General features: G+C 52.3%; 20 protein-coding genes and 1 pseudogene. 11 read left to right on the forward strand and 10 right to left on the reverse strand.

Features of this window, described 5'->3' with window-relative positions; genetic code table 11:
* Positions 1-5 precede the first annotated feature (5 nt).
* Positions 6-1,196, forward strand: a complete 1,191-nt coding sequence (locus tag HV340_RS11045; RefSeq protein WP_063924944.1) for a cytochrome c biogenesis protein/redoxin — start codon at positions 6-8, stop codon at positions 1,194-1,196.
* A gap of 6 nt (positions 1,197-1,202) precedes the next feature.
* Here HV340_RS11045 and tam read toward each other — a convergent pair whose 3' ends face one another.
* Together tam and HV340_RS11055 are read right to left on the reverse strand one after the other, a co-directional pair.
* Complete coding sequence (gene tam / locus HV340_RS11050) at positions 1,203-1,961, reverse strand: trans-aconitate 2-methyltransferase (RefSeq protein ID WP_104439986.1); 759 nt, start codon at positions 1,959-1,961, stop codon at positions 1,203-1,205.
* 82 nt (positions 1,962-2,043) lie between these two features.
* Positions 2,044-2,628: an NUDIX domain-containing protein gene (locus tag HV340_RS11055; RefSeq protein ID WP_063924942.1), complete on the reverse strand. Its 585-nt coding sequence runs from the start codon at positions 2,626-2,628 to the stop codon at positions 2,044-2,046.
* An 86-nt stretch (positions 2,629-2,714) separates the two neighbouring features.
* Between HV340_RS11055 and HV340_RS11060 the strand changes: the two genes are divergently transcribed.
* Entirely contained in the window at positions 2,715-3,488 is a 774-nt protein-coding gene (locus HV340_RS11060) for a DeoR/GlpR family DNA-binding transcription regulator (RefSeq protein ID WP_020884137.1), read from the forward strand.
* A gap of 60 nt (positions 3,489-3,548) precedes the next feature.
* Here the strand turns inward: HV340_RS11060 and HV340_RS11065 are convergent, their stop codons facing one another.
* The gene (locus HV340_RS11065; protein ID WP_020884136.1) at positions 3,549-3,911 is read right to left on the reverse strand and encodes a DUF4406 domain-containing protein; all 363 of its coding nucleotides are present in this window, start codon (positions 3,909-3,911) and stop codon (positions 3,549-3,551) included.
* Positions 3,912-4,137: 226 nt separating this feature from the next.
* Between HV340_RS11065 and HV340_RS11070 the strand changes: the two genes are divergently transcribed.
* The 3 genes from HV340_RS11070 (at position 4,138) to HV340_RS11080 (ending at position 7,667) form a co-directional block, all read left to right on the forward strand.
* Positions 4,138-5,757 carry a mechanosensitive ion channel domain-containing protein gene (locus HV340_RS11070; RefSeq protein ID WP_040017485.1) on the forward strand — a complete coding sequence of 540 codons (1,620 nt, stop codon included), beginning with the start codon at positions 4,138-4,140 and terminating at the stop codon, positions 5,755-5,757.
* 344 nt (positions 5,758-6,101) lie between these two features.
* Entirely contained in the window at positions 6,102-7,067 is a 966-nt protein-coding gene (locus HV340_RS11075) for a hypothetical protein (protein WP_063924941.1), read from the forward strand.
* Between the two features lie 138 nt (positions 7,068-7,205).
* A complete protein-coding gene (locus HV340_RS11080) occupies positions 7,206-7,667 on the forward strand; it encodes a hypothetical protein (protein WP_230074987.1) in 462 nt (153 codons plus the stop codon).
* 49 nt (positions 7,668-7,716) lie between these two features.
* Here the strand turns inward: HV340_RS11080 and HV340_RS11085 are convergent, their stop codons facing one another.
* Positions 7,717-8,616: a LysR family transcriptional regulator gene (locus HV340_RS11085; protein WP_059306301.1), complete on the reverse strand. Its 900-nt coding sequence runs from the start codon at positions 8,614-8,616 to the stop codon at positions 7,717-7,719.
* 108 nt (positions 8,617-8,724) lie between these two features.
* Between HV340_RS11085 and HV340_RS11090 the strand changes: the two are divergent.
* The 3 genes and pseudogenes from HV340_RS11090 to HV340_RS11100 all read left to right on the forward strand — a co-directional run.
* Positions 8,725-9,558 (forward strand): annotated as a pseudogene (locus HV340_RS11090) (aldo/keto reductase); the annotation flags it as partial.
* Between the two features lie 29 nt (positions 9,559-9,587).
* The gene (locus HV340_RS11095; RefSeq protein WP_059306302.1) at positions 9,588-10,319 is read left to right on the forward strand and encodes an antibiotic biosynthesis monooxygenase; all 732 of its coding nucleotides are present in this window, start codon (positions 9,588-9,590) and stop codon (positions 10,317-10,319) included.
* 77 nt (positions 10,320-10,396) lie between these two features.
* Positions 10,397-11,599: a serine hydrolase domain-containing protein gene (locus tag HV340_RS11100; RefSeq protein ID WP_080472772.1), complete on the forward strand. Its 1,203-nt coding sequence runs from the start codon at positions 10,397-10,399 to the stop codon at positions 11,597-11,599.
* A 155-nt stretch (positions 11,600-11,754) separates the two neighbouring features.
* Here HV340_RS11100 and HV340_RS11105 read toward each other — a convergent pair whose 3' ends face one another.
* Positions 11,755-12,066, reverse strand: coding sequence for a hypothetical protein (locus HV340_RS11105; protein ID WP_059306304.1), 312 nt, complete (start codon positions 12,064-12,066; stop codon positions 11,755-11,757).
* Positions 12,067-12,152: 86 nt separating this feature from the next.
* On the opposite strand from HV340_RS11105, the gene HV340_RS11110 reads away from it, so the two are divergent.
* Positions 12,153-13,076 carry an IS5-like element IS903B family transposase gene (locus tag HV340_RS11110; RefSeq protein WP_001118619.1) on the forward strand — a complete coding sequence of 308 codons (924 nt, stop codon included), beginning with the start codon at positions 12,153-12,155 and terminating at the stop codon, positions 13,074-13,076.
* A gap of 277 nt (positions 13,077-13,353) precedes the next feature.
* On the opposite strand, the gene silA is transcribed toward HV340_RS11110, so the two are convergent.
* From silA to HV340_RS11130, 4 genes are read right to left on the reverse strand one after another with little or no spacing between them, the layout of a single operon-like run.
* Positions 13,354-16,488, reverse strand: coding sequence for a Cu(+)/Ag(+) efflux RND transporter permease subunit SilA (gene silA, locus HV340_RS11115; protein ID WP_063924940.1), 3,135 nt, complete (start codon positions 16,486-16,488; stop codon positions 13,354-13,356).
* 10 nt (positions 16,489-16,498) lie between these two features.
* A complete protein-coding gene (locus tag HV340_RS11120; protein ID WP_063924939.1) occupies positions 16,499-17,749 on the reverse strand; it encodes an efflux RND transporter periplasmic adaptor subunit in 1,251 nt (416 codons plus the stop codon).
* Between the two features lie 11 nt (positions 17,750-17,760).
* Positions 17,761-18,102, reverse strand: a complete 342-nt coding sequence (gene cusF, locus HV340_RS11125) for a cation efflux system protein CusF (protein ID WP_014170083.1) — start codon at positions 18,100-18,102, stop codon at positions 17,761-17,763.
* Positions 18,103-18,135: 33 nt separating this feature from the next.
* Positions 18,136-19,521 carry an efflux transporter outer membrane subunit gene (locus HV340_RS11130; RefSeq protein ID WP_049022558.1) on the reverse strand — a complete coding sequence of 462 codons (1,386 nt, stop codon included), beginning with the start codon at positions 19,519-19,521 and terminating at the stop codon, positions 18,136-18,138.
* Positions 19,522-19,711: 190 nt separating this feature from the next.
* On the opposite strand from HV340_RS11130, the gene silR reads away from it, so the two are divergent.
* Together silR and HV340_RS11140 are read left to right on the forward strand one after the other, a co-directional pair.
* On the forward strand, positions 19,712-20,395 hold the full coding sequence (silR, locus tag HV340_RS11135) for a copper/silver response regulator transcription factor SilR (RefSeq protein ID WP_032670366.1): 684 nt from the start codon (positions 19,712-19,714) through the stop codon (positions 20,393-20,395).
* On the forward strand, positions 20,385-21,845 hold the full coding sequence (locus HV340_RS11140) for a Cu(+)/Ag(+) sensor histidine kinase (RefSeq protein ID WP_063924937.1): 1,461 nt from the start codon (positions 20,385-20,387) through the stop codon (positions 21,843-21,845). Before silR ends, HV340_RS11140 begins: the two co-directional genes overlap by 11 nt.
* On the opposite strand, the gene HV340_RS11145 is transcribed toward HV340_RS11140, so the two are convergent.
* Positions 21,832-22,755, reverse strand: coding sequence for a LysR family transcriptional regulator (locus tag HV340_RS11145; protein ID WP_032680987.1), 924 nt, complete (start codon positions 22,753-22,755; stop codon positions 21,832-21,834). The genes HV340_RS11140 and HV340_RS11145 overlap by 14 nt on opposite strands.
* Positions 22,756-22,769: the final 14 nt, after the last annotated feature.

Genomic DNA, 22,769 nt, shown 5'->3' on the forward strand with positions numbered 1-22,769 from the left:
TTTTTATGTTTTTGATAATCGCGTTTCTGGGCGGGATGATAAGCCTGCTCAGTCCATGTACGCTCCCGGTGATACCTCTTCTGTTTGCCGGTTTTCAGGGGCAGCGAAGACATATCCTGGCTCTGCTGGCAGGGATGATCGTGATGTTTACCGTGGTGGCGATGGTTGTCACGGTTGCCAGTGAATGGATCACGGATGCCACGATAATAGGGCGCTGGCTGGCACTCATTATTCTGGCTACAGCCGCGCTGGCCTTAATTTTCCCGTCCTTCGCCCAGCGTATATCCGGGCCTGCGGTCAGCGCGGGCAATATCCTCAATACCCGCAGCGGACAAACGCGCGGAATGTTTTCCGCTTTCCTGGCCGGACTGGCCGTCGGTCTGCTCTGGTCTCCCTGTGCCGGACCGATCCTTGGGGCTATTTTCAGTATCAATATTGCGGGTCATTCGGCCATCACCACCGGCGCGCTGTTGGCGGCGTATGGCAGCGGATGTGCGCTTATGCTGGGCCTGCTTATGGCCGGCGGTCGGAAACTGATGGCACCGCTGCGGGCCAAATCAGCGCTGATGGAAAGGTTGCGCAAGGGGGCGGGCGTGGTGATGTTAGCGGCTGTGGCGTTCAACGCCACGGGGATGAACTCGGTGCTGAAGGGTGCAAATGGGGTGGCAGACAGTCTTGAAACCACGCTGTTGACCCTGGCGAAGCCCGCCACTGCGCCAGTAAAACTGCAGCCGGTCGTCATGACCGAACCCAGCAGTCAGTTGCCTTCGTTAAGTGGAGGTACCGGGTGGATTAATGGTGACCCTGTCACGTCTGAATCATTGCGGGGTAAAGTCGTCCTGATTGATTTCTGGACCTGGGACTGCATCAACTGCCAGCATACGCTCCCGCATGTCCGCGACTGGGCCACGCGATATCAGTCCCAGGGTCTGGTGGTCATCGGCGTGCATACGCCTGAATATCCGTGGGAAAAACCGCTCTCGTCGGTGAAAAACGCGGTGAACAAATGGCAACTGCCGTATCGGGTCGTGACGGATAATAACTACCAGATCTGGAACGCCTTCGGTAACCAGTACTGGCCGGCACATTATTATTTCGATGCCAAAGGGCAGTTACGTTATACCTCTTTTGGTGAAGGTAACTATGAAGAACAGGAAAAAGTTATCCAGCAGCTGCTTAAAGAGGCCCGCTCATAACGTTGCTCAGGGCTGACGTTGAGCAATGATAAACAACCGTGGAAAAGCCAGCAGTATCTGCCCGTTTTCCTGGAGCGGATACTGCTCTTCCAGCATTTCATGGTAGCGCTTGAGAAAACGTTTCTGCTCGCTCTCATTAAGCTCCTGCAGCCACGGACGTAAACCGGTAGCGCTTACCCAGTCAATGATGGCCTGGTGTGAGCTCATTTTATGGAAATAGGTTGTCCGCCAGATATCCACATCACAACCGGCGTCTGTCAAAATGTCGTAATAGGCATGCACGCCGGGCAAGGCTTCACGACCCCGGTCGGGATAGCCTTGCTCCCAGGCAACTTCACGCATCGCCACATGAGTGGGCTCAAGCCAGTTGTCAGGCATCTGAATGGCCAGTACGCCATTTAACGTGAGCAGAGAGACCAGGTGCGGCAGGAGATCGTAGTGGTCAGGCACCCACTGCAACGCGGCATTGGCGTAAATCAGGCTCAGCGGCTGGCCGGGCTTAAACTGGCGGATATCGGCCTCAACAAAGTGGCAATCCGGTAAGGCGCTGCGGGCTTCGTCGAGCATCGCAGGTGAGTTATCGACCCCTGTGACGTGCGCTGAAGGCCAGCGATGTTTTAACAGCGCCGTACTGTTTCCAGGCCCGCAGCCCAGATCGACGATGGATGACACGTCATCCAGGGGAATTCTGGCGAGCAATTCAGCGGCGGGGCGCGTACGTTCGGCTCCGTATCGCAGGTACAGGGAAGGGTTCCAGTCAGCCATCTTTGCATCTCCGTTGTGCATGCTTCAGCAAGAATAGCACACGCAGACACCTGCACTGCGGCAGGTGTCTGTCCTGCGGCAATTACAGAATGCCTTTCAGGGCAACATGATAAAGCAGCATGATGGTTTTCCCGTCGACAATCCTGCCCGTTTCAATGCCGCGCAGTGCCTCTTCAAGCGTCATTTCCAGTACGTCGATATCCTCACCCTCCGCTTTGAGTCCACCGCCTTCACTGGTTCTGTCTTTCGGCTGGTATTCGGCGAGATAAAAATAGAGTTTTTCAGTGACGGAGCCCGGGCTCATGTAAGCTTCAAAAATTTTCTCAACGCGGGAAACGCTATAGCCGGTCTCTTCTTCCGCTTCTGCTTTAATCCGGCTTTCCGGATCCATGTTATCGAGCAAGCCCGCAGCAGCTTCAATAAGGTCATCTTCGTGCCCGTTAATAAAGACAGGGAAGCGGAACTGGCGGGTCAGGATCACCGTCTTTTTATCCCGGTTATAAAGCAGGATGGTGGCTCCGTTTCCCCGGTCGTAAACTTCGCGATTTTGCCGCTGCCATTCGCCATCGCGTCGCTGCAGATCAATGGTGAATTTTTTCAGGATGTACCAGTTATCAGACAGTGTTTCACTTTCTATGATGCGTACATCTGCACGTTTTGATTGCACGTTTGTTCCTCCTTACGTAGAGTAATTATCATAAACAGCATTATCGTGCAGTTTCAAGATTAAACGTGCAATATCAGGAATTCCTTATGCTCACAACGCAGCGAAAACAATTGATCCTTGAAAAGCTCGAGGCTGAAGGTCAGGTCCAGTCGAAAGCGCTCAGCACGCTTTTCGCGGTGTCTGAAGACACCATTCGGCGTGATTTACGCGAGCTGGCGGCAGAAGGGCGTTTACAGCGTGTTCACGGCGGGGCGCTGCCGTCATCCTCGGCCATTGCCCCGTTTGCTGAGCGTAAATCGGTAAAGATGGATGCCAAGAAAAATGTCGCCCGTAAAGGTGCGCAGCTGATTTCTGACGGCCAGGTGGTGATCATTGACGGCGGCACGACCACGTCAGAGCTGATTACGTTTTTACCTCCTGATTTGAAGATAACCGTGGTCACGCACAGCCCTGGCATTGCGCTGGGACTTGTCGAACATCCCTCCATTGAGGTTATCCTGATCGGTGGCCGTCTGTATAAACACTCTATTGTTGCGGTCGGCGCGGCTGCTATCGAAGGCATCGAAAAAATCCATGCGGACCTGTTCTTTATGGGAGTGACCGGCATCCATCCTGATGCGGGCCTGACGACCGGTGATTTTGAAGAGGCGAGTATCAAACGTGCATTTTCCGGCAGAGCCGCCGAAACGGTTGTGCTGGCTTCCCCCGAAAAAATCAATACCGCGTCATCTTTTGTGATTGGCGATCTGTCGCTGGTGAACACGATTGTCGTTGAAGACGATACCGATAGCGCCTGGATTAACGCGGTAAAAGAAAAGGGGGTTTCCGTGGTGATGACCTCTGAACCGGAAAAGGCATAACCCACGCGAAAAGCCTTTATGATCCGGCCTGTCGGTAAGCCGACAGGCTGGCAGGCAACATCAAACCTGAGGGATATCCTCAAGCGCAGTGTAAATCTTAAGCCCCAGCGTTTGCGCCACCTCAATGTCCATATCGGCCCCTTTGGACGCGCCGGCAATCCGGTAGATAGCATCACATTTCGCAATGAGTCGGTGCGCGACGGGATACAGCATTGCTTCACTGATTTCATCACCCATCGATTTCGAGCCAGCCGCTTTTGCCAACGGTAAGGCCAGCCATTCGCCAATAACCGGAACGTGGCCACGTTGATAGACGGCTAACGCCGCATTTTCAAGACGAGCAAGGTTTTCATCAATGCGCGCCTGCACGCCATCGGTGCCGCTACGATAGGGGCCGGCGATTAAAATCAACTGTTGTGTCATATCAACCTCAGTAAGTAAAAATGCATGAGTTTGCACGTTTGTGCGTCTTTTGTTTCTGGCTTCATATTAATCGCCAATTTCGTGCAATTTCAAGCAATATTGTGCATTATGGTTTTTTTAAGACAGTTGCAGAAGAGTCGAGCTGGTCTATGCTCAAAAAACAGAGATCAGCCATTCTCTGGGCGTATTGAAAAATAACAATAATCTTGCGTTTCAGGGGGTGGAAATGAAGAGGATCCTGCTCGTTACAGTGTCATGCTTGCTCTCGGTAATCTCCTTTCTCAGCGTAGCCGCAGAGCCGCGCCAGGAGCCGACAGATCGGGAGCGCGCCAGAACGGTTTATATTTTCCATCAGCCGATAGTTATGCTGCAGGCAAAATTCGGTCTGACCACGCCTGAAGAGCGAGTTTTGCGCATTCGTAATACGCTGCGCAATTTCTCTCAACAGGATGTTCGGGAGCCCCTGAAAATTATTCCGGTTACCCGTTACAACCAACCGGGAAGACTGATTGTGATGAACGGCAAGCCGGTGATGTTACTGGCACAAGCCGATCTCGATGAGGGTGACGACCTGACGCTTGATGAAGCTGCTCAACGTGTGCTGACCCGAATGGAGGCACAACGTACGGCACTTCGCGATCAATATGACGCCGGGTGGCTGGCATTATCGGCAGGCAAAACGGCCGCAGGGCTGCTGGCACTGTTTGTTTTCTGGTACGGTGCCTGGCGGTCATGGCGTGGAGTAAGGCGTTTTTACCGAGGCCGCATTCTTGAGAACCGCAGTATCATTCCACAACGCTGGCGCAGGTTTGTCGGCGCGATTGAGACTCGTTTGTATGCTTTGCTGATGATTATTTTGGGTATTCTCGGGCTTTATATCTGGCTAAGTTGGGCATTCAGTCTGTTTCCCTGGACGCGCGTTTGGGGGGCATCGCTGGGTGACTGGACCATGCGTGTTCTGCGGGATATTGCACTGTCGATTGTCTCGGCTATGCCGGGCATTTTGATCGTCCTGATTATTTTTCTTATCACAGCCTTCATTCTAAAACTCCTTAAAGTCTTGTTAAATCAGGTAGAAGCAGGGCGTTTACACCTTCCAGGGATCCATCCTGAAACCGTCGGCGCGACGCGGAAGTTAATTTCTGTGGTGGTGTGGTTATTTGCTCTGTCTGCAGCATACCCGTTTTTACCGGGGGCCAATTCACTGGCCTTTAAAGGTATCAGTGTATTCTTTGGGCTAATGTTGACCCTGGGATCTGCCGGGGTGATGAACCATGCCATGAGTGGCCTGGTACTGATTTACTCGCGAGCCTTGAGAAAAGGCGACATCATTCGGGTCGCGGATAACGAAGGGTTGGTCACCGAGATAGGTATGCTCGCGACGAAAATCATTACGCGGGAGAATTACGTTGTAACCGTACCGAATGCTGTCGTAGTTAGCGGCAAAATCACTAATCTCAGCGCGCAAAATCCAGATGGTGGCGTAAACCTGACGACAGGTGTCACTATCGGATACGACACGCCATGGCGGCAAGTTCATGCCATGCTGGAGATTGCCGCCAGACGGGCGAAATGTATCGATCAGTCACAACAGCCGCTGGTAAGACAATTGAGTTTGATGGACTGGTATATTGCTTATGAACTTCAGGTGAAGCTGCGTGCCGGGCAATCACTGGCGGAGGCCCGCAATGAACTGCACAGCAATATTCAGGATGTCTTTAACGAGTTTAATGTACAAATCATGTCGCCAAACTTTGTGATGCAACCAGAAGGCGCGGTCGTCGTGACGGAAGATAACTGGTATGCAGCGCCGGCAGAGAAGCCAGAGAATAAACAGCGTGAGTGAAGATGGCTATGCAGGTTTAGAGGATTCGGAGCAGATAAGGTGCATTAGAGGCTGTCAAACACCAGAACAAGGATGACCACAAAAAGCCAGATTCTGCCTTAATCCATGTAAGTGCGCATAATGTATATTATGTTAAATTGATTATTATGATCCATTCCTGAGCAATGCTAATTACGCAATCCTACCCTTTTCTAATTCCTACCTATTCTGGCTGGCCCCAAGATATTGGATCAAAGTTTTAACACTGCTATCATCGAAATCATAAAATTACTCTGCTTGCCGTTTGAATATTCAGGCAGTCCACAAAAGCGTCATTTGCCCTCATGGAACGAAGGAGTTCTCTGATGAACCTCCCTGGTCAACCTTCACCTGACAACACTTTACCTGGTTACGACCTTTCTCGCAGTCTCGGTAATCAGACAGGTGCAGATATCGATTTTAAAAAACTGGCTGAACAGCTGGACTGCATGCGAAATTTTTACAACGTCGGTATTATTTTTGACGATGGTAGACAACGCTGGCTTGTACGCCCTTCCCGCCGTATCGCGGATGCTAATCAGAGCACCGTGAGCCATGTGGTGATAAGTAAAGTGCCGGATATCAAGCAACACAGTGCAGAAAAAGCCGTTGTTGCTGCTCTCACAGCGCCGTCACTGGCCACTGAAATTACCTCAACTGGTTTTGCCTGTGGTGCGATGATCGTAACGTTGGTCATGGCGTTTGGTGCCGGTGCGGCAGTACCAATGACTGCGGGAGGATCCGGGGTAATAGCTGCAATTAGTCTATCAGGTGCACTCGCGACCGGTGCGCAGTGCATGATTGGAGCTGGCAGACTGCTGGCTATTAATAACGATCACGGATCCGATGTTGCCTGGCTGGACAGCCAGGACTGGTATATTGCCACTTCTACAGTCTTGGATGTTATTTCGCTGGCTGCTGCTGGAACGGCACTGAAAGGTACATTAGAAACTTACAAGCTGATGAAAGCGGCTTCCTCAAGTAAAGTTATAACTTGGTTCCAGAGCCTTAGTCGTGCTGAGAGAAAACGAATTACAGAAGAAATCATCAAAGCTCAGAATCCTGGCATCTCCAGTTCCGGAGTTAAGGCTGCAATTCGTGCAGGTGTTTATCCGAAACGATTCCCCAGCGAATCATTGCAAAAATCACTGCAGCGTGAGTTGGTTAATGCGGTAACCAATGCCTCGGCATTTGTTGGTAGTTCACTTACGGGCACCATTCGAAATCCACAGAACACAGTCAAGTCTGGGCGCTATGTGGTAGGACTATTACAGTCATTTTCCCCAAATTAAGCGTAGAGTATTCAAATGCTTAAAGAGCTATCCCGTCGTCTACAACACTGTAATGACATAGCGGTACGTATAAATAATGCCAACGCTTCACAGTTGCAAGAACTGAAAACGCAGTTGGCCCAGCAGATGGGTAAGCCCGTGGGACTACATACTATGGGCATCCCTGCGGTAATCAGCACCCTCGGGGTGATTGTCAGTTTTGCTATTCCGCAGCTATGGTTGGGCTACGGCGTACTCGCCGCACTCAATCAGCCGGCAGAAAAGGTATTTGTGTGGGTAGTGCTGATTGCCCTTCTGTTCGCCGGCATCAACGGTCTGACGATGTTTATGATGGGTAAAGGCAGCATTCGCGCCGTGCGGGTACATCTTTCTCTGGCATTCATAAGCCTTCTGCTGACGGTCATTTATCTGCTTGCGGCTCTGAGCGGCACCATCTGGCCAGGCGTCAATTTAACAGCCGCACTGGTGAGTGTTGTCATGTTGCTGCTCAGCGGTTTCTGTATACGATCTCCTTCCTTCTATAAGATGCTGCTATTTACCCTTCATAATCGCGCATGGCGCCAGCAAATTCGCCAGACACGCAATAACATGCAGCGTTAAACACATTCCCGCCACTACTGGCGGGACTTCGCCCTGTGCCTGCGCAACCTTATCGCTCGGTCGCGGAGATCAGAAAATCAATCAGGGCTTTCACCCTTTTCGTTTTCCCCGCGTTTTTCGGGTAATAGAGATACACTGGCGGATAGGTTTTCCAGAATCTCTCCATCACAGGTACAAATTGTTCCCGATCTGGCTGTAACCGCCAGATGGGTTCGAACAAGCGCCCAATTCCCAGTCCGTTACGAATTCCGTCTGCCATAACGTCAATATCGTTGCTGATTAACTGTCCGGGCATCTCAACGGTTAACTGTTCTCCGCGATCGTTCAGGATCAACGGAAGGATGCGGTTGTTAGTGATAAAACGGTAACCAATCAATCGGTGATGACTGAGATCTGCCGGCACCTCAGGCATACCCTGTTCAGCGAGATAGGCAGAGGATGCGTAAAACCCTTCACGAAACGGTTTCATTAATGGCCGTGCTACCACCCCACCCTCCAGAATATCGCCAAAACGAATCCCCAGGTCAAAACGCTCCTCGATAATATTCACGGTACCGTCGAAGACCGAAATTTCCAGTTGGATCCTTGGGTATTGCTGACAGAACGCAGCCATTGCAGGCTTGAGAATTAACAGATAGGCGAAACGCGAGAGCGTAATTCTTACCACACCAGAGGGTTCCTGATTCCGATCGCGAATGCTTTCCAGCGATTTTTCCAGCGAATCCACCGCGGCGGCCGTTTGTTCCAGCAACTGTTGCCCGGTTTCGGTCAGCTCAATACGCCGGGTCGTGCGCACAAAAAGCGGATGACCAATATGCTCTTCCAGCAACTTAAGCGCATTGCTGACGGAGGGCGGCGTGATTTCAAGTTTCCTCGCGGCTGCCGAGATATTTCCTTCACGTGCAATGCTCTGAAAGATGCGGATCTGATTATAAAGAGCGTTATTCATAGCATTTTCCTTAAGCAATTACCGCCTGATTATTAAGTACAGGCTAAAGATGCTTAAGTCAATGGTCGCCTTATCTTCTCACATTGAGGCTCTTATACTTTCTGCTAGAACGGTTCGAGTGAACGGTTTGTTGGCCGGGCGTTGCGTGATATGGCGAAGCGCGATGATGTGGTGCTGGCTACAAAGTTTCTGCCGCGGACGCACGCGCAAAATGCCGAGGGGATCAGCGGAAAACAGGCAATAGCCCGCTCGCTGGATCTGAGTCTGCAAAATCTGGGTATGGACTACATAGACCTCTACATTTACCACATCTGGGATTACAACACGCCCGTTCCCGAGGTGCTTGAAGCGCTGCATGCCGCCGTTACTGCCGGCAAAGTGCGCGCTATAGGGATCTCAAACTGCTACGCCTGGCAGCTGGCTAAGGCGAACGCGCTTGCAGAACGCGAAGGGCTGACGCCCTTTGTTTCCATGCAGAGTCACTACAACCTGATTATGCGTGAAGATGAACGTGAGCTCTTCGGTTTATGCGCTGAGGATGGGATCGCGTTGACGCCCTATAGCGCGCTGGCAAGCGGCCGCCTCTCCCGCAAAGAAGGCCACACGCGGCGAGCCGTCGAGGATGACTACGCCCGCGGGAAGTATGACCGGACGGCAGAACAAGATCGGATCATTATCGAACGCGTTGCCGAGCTTGCCGAAGAGTATCAGGTATCCATGACGGAAATATCTCTCGCCTGGCTACTGACCAGGGTCACCTCACCTATTGTCGGTGCCACGCAAAAACGTCATGTCGAAGGTGCGGTAAACGCCGTGAGTCTGCAGCTGAGCCCGGAGGCGATCCGCTATCTGGAAGAATGCTATCAGCCCCACCTTCTGACGGGGGTTATGGCGCAAAATACGCCGCATACCAAAGATGTTAAGCAGGTCTGGACGCGGTAGCCTGTCTCTGGTTTAGAAAAAGGATCATCATGAAAAAGAGTCTCATGTTTTTAACTTTCCTGCTAATAAGCAGCCCTGCCTTTGCAGAAAGTCAGGGCATACAGGATACGCCCGTGATGAATATCGTTGAGATAAGCATCACACCCGATCGGGACAGGCATTTTGATGAGGTTGCCAGGCAAACAATCACCGCTTCGGTTGATCATGAAGTGGGCACGCTGGCGATGTACGCGCTGAAACGCAGTGACAATGCGCGTCAGGCATATATGGTTGAGCTTTATGCAAGCGAGTTGGCCTACCGCAAACATCTGGATGCCTCTCCATATAAAGCGTTTGTTACTCAAGCACCTGATATGATTGATCGGAAGCTGAAAATCACACTGGTGCCGCAATTTACAGGGGACAAACACATCATACCCGATGGGCGGACCATCAATAATCTGGTGGTAGTCGAGGTGAAGCCGGAATATCAGACCGAATTCAAAAACATTGTCCTTCCTGAAATGGCTCAGTCGCTCAACATAGAAAAAGGCGTGCTTGCCATGTATGCCGCGACAGACGTAGATGATCCCCACCGCTGGTATTTTTATGAGATTTACGCCAGTGAGGAAGATTATCAACTCCACAGACAGACGCCGCACTTTAGGGATTATCTAAAGCAAACGGCGCACATGAGTACCCGTAAAACGTCTATTCCTGTCAAACCACTATTTCTGCGTAATAAAGGCGGGATAACCGCAGAAATCGCCCCTGGCGGCTAAAGCGTAGAAAAATGGCGTTTACGCAGGCCAGGTGTGATACATTCCGGGCGCTCTAATGACCACCACACATGACAGGTATGCAGAACATAACTCAACATTTTCGCTGGCTTCTGCTTGTTATCCCGTCATTGAGCGGTTGTGGCACCCTCTCGCAAATGTCCTCCCCGGCAGGAACACAGGAACTCCTCACCCATAAATCGCTGGACGGCGACGTTGATAGCGTGGTCCGTCACTATATGGCGCAAAAATCCGTTCCCGGGATGACGGTTGCGGTGATCCATAATTACGGTTCTCCGCAGTTTTACAGTTGGGGCGTAACCGATGCGGCCAATCGCTACCCGATCGGGTCCAATACCTTGTTTGCCCTCGGTTCGCTCAGCAAAGGGATTACGGCGGAAGTGGTGGCTTGTCTGGTGAACGAAGGAAGGCTGAGTTGGGACGATAACCTGGCGACATTGCTGCCACCGGGTACGCCCTTAAGCGCAGATGCACAAAAAATTACTCTACTGGAACTGGTGACCCACACCTCTGGCCTGCCCCGTCAGAATATGGATGTTCCGATGCTGGGAAAATTCATCAGCTATTTAAGCAGTGGCGATAACTTTTATGGCGAACTGGATAGCGATAACGTATTGCGCTATTTAGCCAACTGGCATGCACCGCAGCATAAAATGCCGCAATACTCTAATACCGGCTATGCCCTGATCGGCTATATCCTGAAACACAAAACCGGCGAAGATATTCAGAGTTTAGCCTCGCGCTATATTTTTCAACCGCTGCAAATGGCTAACAGTAGTTTTACTCCCCAGACGTTAAAGGGATACCCGCAGCGTGCGCTTGGCCACGCTGGCGATCAGCCCAAATTCATCCCGCGCGGTCAGCTGACGCCCGACTGGCATTTTTCCAACAACATGGTAGCGGCAGCGAGTTTATACAGTAACGCCGAAGATCTGGCTGCGTATGCCCGCTATCATGTGGCGACAACCGACAATCGCTTATTGGATAGCGTCTTTGCTGAAGTCAGTAATACCGATATTCAACGCCCCGATGGTGTACAGGGTATTGCCTGGACCACCGACTTTATCGGTCTGGAAAAAATTACTTATCAGGTAGGCTATATTGGCGGCTACTCAAGCTTTATCGGTTTCGATAAACAAAAAGGCAATGCGGTAGTCGTGCTTCAAAATGCTTTTAACTGGAGTAACTATATTGGTATCGCATTATTGATGGATATGGCGAAGAACGATAGCCAGAGAGAAGAATATTCTCGCGCGCTGTAACCTCGCCTGGTCATGTCTGCAAACCAACTGCAGCGCTTCTCCGTATCGGCATGATACTGCTCAGCGGTGGCTGCATCCTTAGAAGAACTTCTAAAAGATGCTGAAAACGCCCCACACTCGAGGGGCGTATACCCGTGACATCCACCACGCGCCAGTTAATTCGCCTGATTCATACGGCGATGTTTCTCTGCCTGTTGCTGATGAATAACAGAAGACGGCCCATTGTTCACCGTTTCATGCACAACGGCGGCCTTCTCATGCTCATTCATCGCGGAGAAAGACTTTGCCGATTCGGGAGTAGTATTACAGGGGCCAGCTTTGAGCATTTTCTTGTGCATCTCAGCCATGGTTTGATGCGCAGTTGCCTGAGCGTTATTAACCTGGTCGTGCATGTTGATCGTTTCTGCTGCCCAGCCAGATGAGGTGACAGCCATAATGGTGACAATGGATAACAGGATCTTTTTCATGGTCGAATCGGCTTTGTTGAATAAATCGAACTTTTGCTGAGTTGAAGGATCAGATCACGCATCTTCCCGACAACGCAGACCGTTCCGTGGCAAAGCAAAAGTTCAAAATCACCAACTGGCCCACCTACAATAAAGCCCTCATCAACCGTGGCTCCATAACTTTCTGGCTGGATGATGAAGCTATTCAGGCCTGGTATGAGTCAGCAACACCTTCTTCACGAGGCAGACCTCAGCGCTATTCTGACCTTGCCATCACGACTGTGCTGGTCATTAAACGCGTATTCAGGCTGACCCTGCGCGCTGCGCAGGGCTTTATTGATTCCATTTTTTCTCTGATGAACGTTCCGCTACGCTGCCCGGATTACAGCTGTGTCAGCAGGCGGGCAAAGTCGGTTAATGTCAGTTTCAAAACGCCCACCCGGGGTGAAATCGCACACCTGGTAATTGATTCCACCGGGCTGAAGGTCTTCGGTGAAGGCGAGTGGAAAGTCAAAAAGCATGGCCAGGAACGCCGCCGTATCTGGCGTAAGCTGCATCTCGCCGTTGACAGTAAAACACATGAAATCATCTGCGCTGACCTGTCGCTGAACAACGTTACGGACTCAGAGGCCTTCCCCGGGTTAATCCGGCAAACCCACCGGAAAATCAGGTCAGCCGCCGCCGATGGCGCTTACGATACCCGGCTATGTCACGATGAACTGCGGCGTAAGAAAATCAGCGCGCTTATCCCTCCCCGAAAAGGTGCGGGTTACTGGCCCGGTGAATATGCAGACCGTAACCGTGCAGTGGCTAATCAGCGAATGACCGGGAGTAATGCGCGGTGGAAATGGACAACAGATTACAATCGTCGCTCGATAGCGGAAACGGCGATGTACCGGGTAAAACAGCTGTTCGGGGGTTCACTGACGCTGCGTGACTACGATGGTCAGGTTGCGGAGGCTATGGCCCTGGTACGAGCGCTGAACAAAATGACGAAAGCAGGTATGCCTGAAAGCGTGCGTATTGCCTGAAAACACAACCCGCTACGGGGGAGACTTACCCGAAATCTGATTTATTCAACAAAGCCGGTCGAATCTCCTAAGTTTACATGCTCTGCAATATCGCTGAATGAAAAGTCAGAGATAAATGCATCGGCGTCTGAATTATCATTGATTATAAAAACCGACCTCTGTTTATCCCGTGACGGGCTGATGACATTTCTGTCACTGGGCCATACGGGGAATAACCCCCTGCCCCATACGCATAAAAAAGGACACTCCAGCGTGTCCTTTTAATATCGTCGCGCGTTTATTTATGTCTTCGCAGCCAGATTAATTTGTAGGCGGCCGGAATAATGAACAGGGATAACAGCGGAGCCGTAATCATTCCTCCAATCATCGGCGCGGCTATCCGGCTCATGACTTCTGAGCCCGCACCGGTTCCCCAGAGGATGGGCAACAGACCGGCAATGATAACCGCTACGGTCATTGCTTTCGGTCTCACGCGGAGTACCGCCCCCTGATAAAGGGCTTCATCGAGCCCTTCCGCGGTAAAGGTTTCCCGCTGGGCAAGCGCCGGATGGGCTTCAATGGCATGACGCAAGTACATCAGCATCACCACGCCAAACTCTGCTGCCACCCCGGCCAGGGCAATAAAGCCGGTTCCGGTCGCCACGGACATATGGAAGCCCTGCCAGTACAGGAACCAAATTCCGCCGACCAGGGCGAATGGCAGACTCATCAGAATAAGCAGTGCCTCATCAACACGACGGAATGCCAGATATAACAAAATGAATATGATCATTACCGTCATCGGCACCATCAGTTTCAGTTTTTTATTGGCGTGCTCCAGCAATTCAAACTGTCCGGAGAAAGAGACACTGGTGCCCGGTCTTAATTTTACGTGCTGGCTGATAGCGGTTTTAATGTCGTTCACAACCGACACCATATCCCTGCCACGGGCATCAATATAAATCCAGCTGGCAGGACGGGCATTTTCCGTTTTCAGCATGGTAGGTCCGGAAACGACACGAATATCAGCGACATCGCCCAGGGTAATTTGCTGTTTCATGGGCGTCAGAATGGGCATCTGTTTCAGTGCCTGTGGGCTGTTTCGGTAATCCTGAGGGTAGCGGATATTGATCGGGTAACGGGCTACGCCCTCAACCGTCTCGCCGGTTGTTGCGCCACCGATGGCTGATGAGACAAACAGCTGCACATCACCCACCGTCATTCCGTATCGGGAGGCTTTCTCCCGGTTGATATCCACATCGATGTAGCGTCCGCCTTCCAGACGTTCTGCCAGTGCTGAAACCACGCCCGGCACGGTTTTAGCCACCGCTTCGATACGTTGTGCAGTGGCATCAATATCAGACAAAACGGTGCCAGACACCTTGATACCGATTGGGCTTTTAATGCCGGTGGAGAGCATATCTATACGGTTACGGATCGGCGGTACCCAGAGGTTAGCCAGGCCGGGCAAACGCACGGTCTTATCCAGCTCATCAACGATCTTGTCAATCGTCATTCCTGGTCGCCACTGATCTTCAGGTTTGAGCTGAAGGGTGGTTTCGACCATTTCCAGTGGCGCGGAGTCGGTCGCCGTTTCGGCCTTACCGGTCTTACCAAATACGGACGCCACTTCAGGGACGGTTTTGATTAATTTGTCTGTCGTCTGCAAGAGCGCGGCAGCCTCTGCCGGCGATACGCCAGGTAACGTTGAAGGCATGTACAGCAGATCGCCCTCATTGATCTTTGGCAGAAATTCCCCCCCGACCTGACTCAGCGGCCATATGACCGTAAAAATAGTTAACGCCGCAATCAGCAAGGTCGTTTTCGGCCAGTGGAGCACGCGAAGCAATAACGGATGATAGGCATTAATCAGCAGTCGGTTCAGCGGGTTGCTGGTCTCCGCGGGGATTTTCCCTCTGATCCAGAACCCCATCAGTATAGGAATGACGATGATTGCCAGCGCGGCCGCGCCCGCCATGGCATACGTCTTCGTGAAGGCCAGCGGCCCAAACAGGCGCCCTTCCTGTCCCTCAAGCGTGAAAATGGGGATGAACGACAAGGTGATGATCAGCAGGCTGATAAACAGCGCCGGGCCCACTTCAACGGACGCATCGGTAATGACCTTCCAGCGGGTTGCGTTGTCTATCTGCTCCCCTGGGTGTTGATGATCCCACTCTTCCAGCCGTTTATGCGCATTTTCAATCATCACAATGGCGGCATCCACCATCGCCCCCACGGCAATGGCAATCCCGCCCAGAGACATAATATTGGCGTTTAGCCCCTGGAAATGCATGACGATAAAGGCAATGCACAGGCCAAGCGGCAGAGAAACGATCGCCACCAGCGCAGAGCGGATATGCCAGAGGAACAGCGCACAGACGATGGCCACCACGATAAACTCTTCAAGGAGTTTGTTACTCAGGTTATCAATGGCGCGGTCAATTAACTGGCTGCGATCGTAGGTGGTCACCACCTCGACACCCTCTGGCAGGCTGGCTTTCAGCGTCTCCAGTTTGTCTTTCACTGCGGTAATAACTTCACGTGCGTTTTTCCCCGAGCGCAGGATCACGACGCCACCAGCAACTTCGCCCTGGCCGTTAAGTTCTGCAATGCCACGCCGCATTTCCGGGCCCGTTTGCACGCGGGCCACATCGCGCAGATAAACCGGCACGCCGTTCTCGCCCGTTTTCAGGACGATATTATTGAAATCATCAATGGACTGAAGGTAACCGCTGGCGCGGACCATGTACTCCGCTTCCGCCATTTCAATGGATGATCCCCCTGCTTCCTGGTTAGATGATTCGAGAGCCTGTTTAACGTCGGGCAGCGTGACACCGTACTGCGCCAGCTTCAACGGGTTAACCTGAATCTGATACTGCTTAACCACGCCGCCTACTGACGCAACCTCCGCGACGTTAGGGATGGTTTTCAGTTCGAATTTCAGGAACCAGTCCTGAAGGGAACGCAGTTCTGCAAGATCGTGTTTTCCGCTGTGATCCACCAGGGCATATTCAAATATCCAGCCGACACCGGTGGCATCTGGTCCTATTTCTGAGCTTACACCGGCAGGCAATTTGCCCTGCACCTGATTCAGGTATTCCAGAACGCGTGAGCGGGCCCAGTAGAGGTCAGTACCGTCTTCAAAAATGACATAAACATAGGAGTCACCAAACTGGGAAAAACCACGCACGGTCTTTGCGCCGGGTACCGACAGCATGGTTGTCGTGAGCGGATACGTGACCTGATTTTCAACAATCTGCGGGGCCTGACCGGGATAGCTGGTTTTTATGATCACCTGCACATCAGAGAGATCGGGCAATGCATCCACAGGGGTATTGATGATAGTCCATGTTCCCCAGACGCTGAGAAACAAAGCGCCCATCATCACCAGGAAACGGTTGGCGACGGAGCGCCGGATAATCCATTCAATCATCATCGTCTCCTTAATGGCCCGAATGCGCGTCGTCAGTTTTTTCAGGATGACGCATGCGCTCCAGCGCACCGCTAATATTGGCTTCGGAGTCAATCAGGAACAGACCGCTGACCACGACAGAATCGCCTTCGCTCAGTCCGCTGCCAATCGCGGACTGCTGCTGAGATTCATGCAGAACATGAATGCTTTTCGGCACAAAACGCCCTTCCGCATCGACCACAATCACCCGCTGTTCTTTGCCCGTATCAATCACGGCCTGGGATGGGATCAGCAGCATCTCCTGGCTCCTGGCGTTCAGTTTCAGGTAGGCGTTCATGCCGGGTTTCAGGCTTTCGTCTTTGTTGGAGACCTGCAGACGGACCTGCAGCGTGCGGGTAGTTTGATCCACGCTGGGGAGAATGTTCCATTTTTCAACGGCAAACGATTTATCCGGATACGCGGGCACTGAAATTTCAAACTGCGAGCTGTCTTTGAGAAGATACGCAATGGATTCCGGCACCGCCGCACTGATCCAGACCGGATCCATCCCCTGTATCTGTGCCACCACGTTATCTTTGGTAATGTTCATGCCCGTGCGCAGGTTAAACGCCGTAATCACGCCATCTATGGGGGCCTTGATAGTAAAACGGGTCTGGATACTCCGGGTCGCACGCAGACGTTGAACATCCTCTTCCGGCATGCCGGCAAGACGTAGTCGCTCCAGAACACCTTTTATCTGGGTAGGGGTTCCGCCGGTACCCGATAACAACAGGAACTCGCTTTGCGCTTCTACCCATTCCGGAATGGTGATATCGATAAGCGGCGTCCCTTTTTTAACATGATCGCCCACGGTCAGTGGGTATACTTTCTCGACGAAACCCTCAGAACGCGCCTGCACAATGACAAACTGATATTCGTTATAACTGACGTTGGCCGGTATGGTCTGGGCGTAATTCAGCGATCCCCGCGTCACTTTCTGCGTTTTGAGTCCCAGGTTCTGAACCTGCGTCGGGTCAATACGAATACCCTCACTGCTTTTTTCGTCATTTTCATCGGCATATTTCGGCACCAGATCCATATCCATAAACGGAGACTTGCCGGGTTTATCAAACCGGGTATCCGGCTTCATCGGGTCATACCAGAAAAGTACCTTTCTCTCCGTCGTGGTCTGTTCTGTTTTTTCTGCGGAATGCACAGACTGCCAGGCGATAACTGAAATCAGCCCTCCTGCAATAAGGCTGCCGAGGGTGACGGCAGCAAATTTTATTCTTAAAGAGGCCATGCTTTTTCTCGCTATTTAATGCTCTTGAGTAAAGAGATATTGCCCTGCTGAACAAACGTAAAATTAACGTGGCTGCCGGCTTTTAAGGCGAGAATAGTTTCGTCTGCCTGGACAAAGGTGAAACGCATGGTCATGGCGGGCCAGCCAATCGCTGGAATAGCATCGTGCGCGATAGTGATTTTTTTAGTGCTCAGATCAACCGCTTTCACCACGCCGGTTCCCGCGATAACCTGCTCTGGCGTGGCTTGTGCGGCTGTGCTCATCTCCCCGTGCTGATGTGTTTCAGCATGCAGGCCTGCAGAAAATATAACGGAGAGTGCACCCAGTACGACCGCGTTAAATAAACTGTTCATTTTTTGATTTCCTGATGGAGTAATTAAAAGGAATTACTCAACCCAACCGCCACCCAGCGCGGTGAATAAGTTAATTTCATTCACCTGTCGGGAATAGATAAGGTCGAGAATGGTTTGTTGTGTTGCAAAAAGAGAACGTTCAGCATCGAGCACTTCAATGTAACTGACCGCGCCACTGGAATATAAACCTCTGGCTCGCTGCAGGGTGATATGTAGCGAATCAAGATAACGCTGCTGGGCGTCGAGTTGCTGACTGATGCTGTCCCGCAATGCGAGCGCGTCGGCGACCTGTTTAAAAGCCGCCTGAATTTTTTGTTCGTAATTGACGATTGACTGCTGCTGGCGAATTTCAGCCAGTTTGAGGTTGGCTTTATTCCTTCCGGCATTAAAAACAGGAATGTCAATTTTCGGAATAAAATTCCACATCCCGCTTCCTGCGGTGAAGAGGCTGGATAATTCCGTACTGCTTGCTGAAAGCCCGCTGGTTAGCGTAATGGACGGGAAAAAGGCGGCACGCGCCGCGCCAATATTGGCATCAGCCGCTTTCAACTGATACTCCGCTTCCATAATGTCCGGGCGCTGAAGCAATATTTCTGACGGCAGACGAGGCGGCAGTTTGACGGGTGTAATCTCATCGACGCCGCCTCCTTTCTCTGCCGGCAGCGCGCGATAGGTTCCCAGAACCTGCTGCAGGGCATTATTGGCCTGAGCCAGCTCGCCTTCTCTTTTCGCTATTTCTGCACGGGTACTTTCAATCTGCCCCCGGGCCTGTTCAAGTGCCAGAACGTTGGTGCTGCCCGTTACCAGCTGTTGTTCAACAAAAGCCCAGGATTGTTGATAGTTCTTTAGCGTATCGCGGGCAATACGACGTTGTTTGTAGGCCAGTTGCTGGCTGAAATAGCTCTGCGACACGCTGGAGACAAGCAGGATATGCACGGCACGGCGAGCCTCCTCGCTGGCAAAATAGTTCTGTCTGTCAGCATCACTCATATTCCTGAGTTTGCCGAAGAAATCGAGTTCGTAACTGAGGTTCAACCCTGCGTCGTACTGCTGTGTGGTCGGCTTGTCCGTTTTCAGCCCACCGCTGTAGGTTACACCTGACGAGGCATTCACCTGCGGATACCTGTCGGCATCCGTCACGTTGAACTGCGCACGCGCCTCTTCAACCTTGAGGGCGGCCATTTTTAAATCACGGTTGTTATTCAGGGCTTCGGCGATCAGTGCTGCGACCTGAGGATCGGTAAAAAAGCTACGCCATCCGCTGTCGTGATACCCCGCCACCACCGGCGTGAGGCTATTTCGGGATAACGAGAACTGCTGCGGAACCGGTGCTGGCGGACGCGCATATTCTGGTGCCAGCGAGACGCAGCCTGCCAGGAAAAATATTGTGCTAATGCTAAGTCGTTTTAATGTGCACATCACGCTTCTCGTCCAGGCAGACCTGGTAAATGTTTCAAATGAAGTCCAGAGTATTACCAGGGTTACTCTACAGCGTGCTTCCTGTTTGCCTGGTGACAGGATAATGACAATGTTGTCATTCTTAACGTAAGTCATTGATAACGGTTTGAGGCTCTCTAGAATGTCCAGAGCAGCCAGTCAGGGGAGTAAGATGAAAATACTGATCGTTGAAGACGAGATAAAAACCGGGGAGTACCTCAGCAAGGGGCTGACTGAGGCGGGGTTTGTGGTGGACCACGCTGACAATGGCCTGACCGGATATCATCTCGCCATGACCGCCGAGTATGACCTCCTGATTCTGGATATCATGCTTCCCGACGTGAACGGCTGGGATATCATCCGCATGCTACGTTCCGCCGGGAAGGGAATGCCGGTTCTGTTACTCTCAGCCCTTGGCACTATTGAACACCGGGTGAAGGGTCTTGAACTGGGCGCGGATGATTACCTGATCAAACCCTTTGCCTTTGCGGAGCTTCTCGCCCGCGTCAGGACGCTTCTGCGACGGGGCAATACGGTGATCACGGAAAGCCAGTTTCAGGTGGCTGATCTGATGATTGATCTCGTGTCCAGAAAGGTGAGCCGCGCGGGAAACCGCATCCTGCTGACCAGTAAAGAGTTCAGCCTGCTGGAGTTTTTTATGCGACACCAGGGGGAAGTGCTGCCCCGCTCCCTGATTGCATCCCAGGTCTGGGACATGAATTTTGACAGCGACACCAACGCGATTGATGTCGCCGTCAAACGGCTTCGCGCGAAAATAGACAATGATTATGAGCCGAAGTTGATCCAGACGGTCCGCGGCGTGGGGTACATGCTGGAGGCACCGGATGCGCGTTAAATTACCCGGACGCCCTTTTTCACTAGCCCTCAGGCTGACGTTTTTTATCAGCCTCTCCACGATACTGGCATTTTTCGCCTTCACCTGGTTTATGCTGCACTCCGTTGAAAAGCATTTCGCCGAGCAGGATATCAACGATCTGCAGCAAATCAGTACCGCGATGCACCGTATCCTGCAGTCCCCGGCAGATCCGGACGAGAAGAAAATCAGTAAAATCAAAGAGTCAATTGCCAGCTATCGTAACGTTGCGGTTCTGCTTCTCGACGCGCGTGGGGAGGTGTTGTTCAGTACGGCGCAAGGGTCAGCGTTACGCCCTGCCGTGAACACGGCGGCGTTCAGCACGCACAGTCGGGCACGGGATGTGTTTCTCTGGACGGTAGATGCCCCCACCCTGCAGAGTCATTCCGGCGATGAGATGAAAAGTGACACGTACCGGATCATCGCCTCGTCAGGCACGGCAACGCTGCAGGGAAAAGCGCAGAATTACGTTATGCTGATCGGGCTTTCTATTAATTTCCATCTCCATTACCTCGATGCGCTGAAAAAGAACCTGATTGCGATTGCCGTGGTGATCAGCCTGCTGATTATTCTTATCATTCGAATCGCGGTCCGTCAGGGACACCTGCCGCTGCGTAACGTCAGCAATGCCATTAAAAATATCACCTCTGAAAATCTCGATGCGAGGCTGGAACCGTCGCGCGTTCCGGTTGAACTGGAGCAACTGGTGATATCGTTCAATCATATGATTGAAAAGATTGAAGATGTGTTCACCCGCCAGGCGAATTTTTCTGCCGATATCGCCCACGAAATCAGAACCCCCATCACCAATCTGGTGACCCAGACTGAAATCGCACTCAGCCAGAACCGGACGCCGAAAGAGCTGGAAGATATCCTCTACTCCAGCCTTGAAGAGTATAACCGGATGACCCGGATGGTCAGCGATATGCTGTTCCTGGCGCAGGCGGATAACAATCAGCTGATCCCGGACAGGGTGATGTTTGATTTAAGCGCGGAGGTCATTAAAGTCTTTGATTTCTTCGAGGCCTGGGCGGAAGAACGTCATATCACGCTGACGTTTCACGGGATGCCCTGTCTGATCGAAGGCGATCCGCAGATGTTCAGACGCGCAATCAACAACCTGTTATCCAATGCCCTGCGCTATACGCCGGAAGGCAAGACGGTAACCGTCTCAATCGCCGAACGGGAAAACGATTTTGAGCTGATGATTGCCAACCCCGGGAAACCTGTCCCGCAAGAACATCTACCCAGGCTGTTTGACCGTTTTTACCGGGTGGATCCTTCCAGGCAGCGAAAAGGCGAAGGCAGCGGGATTGGTCTTGCCATTGTGAAGTCAATTGTCACCGCGCATCATGGCAAAGTCCGCGTCGAATCGGATGCTCAGTCGACGCGCTTTATCTTGTCCGTGCCTAAGCGGGTTACCCAGTACTGAGTGGTTGCTGCACAGCCCGACACACGTCCAGCACTTTCTCTCTCAGCCAGCGGTGCCCCGGATCCCTTTCCATTCGCGGGTGCCACATCTGCGATACCGTAATGGTTCGGGTTTTAAACGGCAGTTCAAAGACATGCACACTCTGCGCCATCGGCTGGTTCAGCAGATACAATGCCGGAACCATGGCGATCAGATCGGACGCCAGCGCCACGGATAACGCCGTCGGGAAACCGGGCACGACGCTGGCAATTTTGCGCTTCATCCCCACTTCTGCCAGCGCATCGTCGACAAAGCCGTGTAGCGACCCGTCGGGCGCGGCAACCACGTGGCCCCAGGAAACATAATCGTGAAGGCTGACCGTGGGGTGTGCCGCCAGCGGATGTCCCTTACGCACCGCGGCAATGAACCGATCCTGAAATAATCGCTGCAGGCGTATTTCAGGTCCCATGTTGCTCTGCACGCCAATTTCCAGGTCAACCAGCCCTTCCCGCAGATAGCGTGACGTTTTCTCAGGCTTCGGCGAGAACCGAATACACACATCGGGCGCGGCTTCGGCCACGGCGGCAATCAGCAATGGGCCAAATGCGACCACAAAACCATCATTGGCTCTGATGGTAAACAGCCGCTCGAGGTTTTCCACCTTCAGCGTTTCAGTGGAGGGCTGCAGTACGGCTCTAGCCTCATACACGGCGCCTCGGGCTCGCTCCCGGGTGGCCTCGGCCCAGGGCGTCAGCACCATATTACGCCCTGCCCGCACCAGGATCGGGTCGCCGGTCACCTCTCGCAGCCTGCTCAGGGTACGGCTCATGGCTGACGTACTCAGGTTTAAACGCCGCGCCGCGCCCGCCACGCTGGCTTCGGCCAGCAGGACGTCGAGGGCGACAAGCAAATTAAAATCCGGATCGGACATGATGCATCCTCAGA

This window comes from Enterobacter sp. RHBSTW-00975 (assembly GCF_013615235.1).
GTDB lineage: Bacteria > Pseudomonadota > Gammaproteobacteria > Enterobacterales > Enterobacteriaceae > Enterobacter > Enterobacter ludwigii.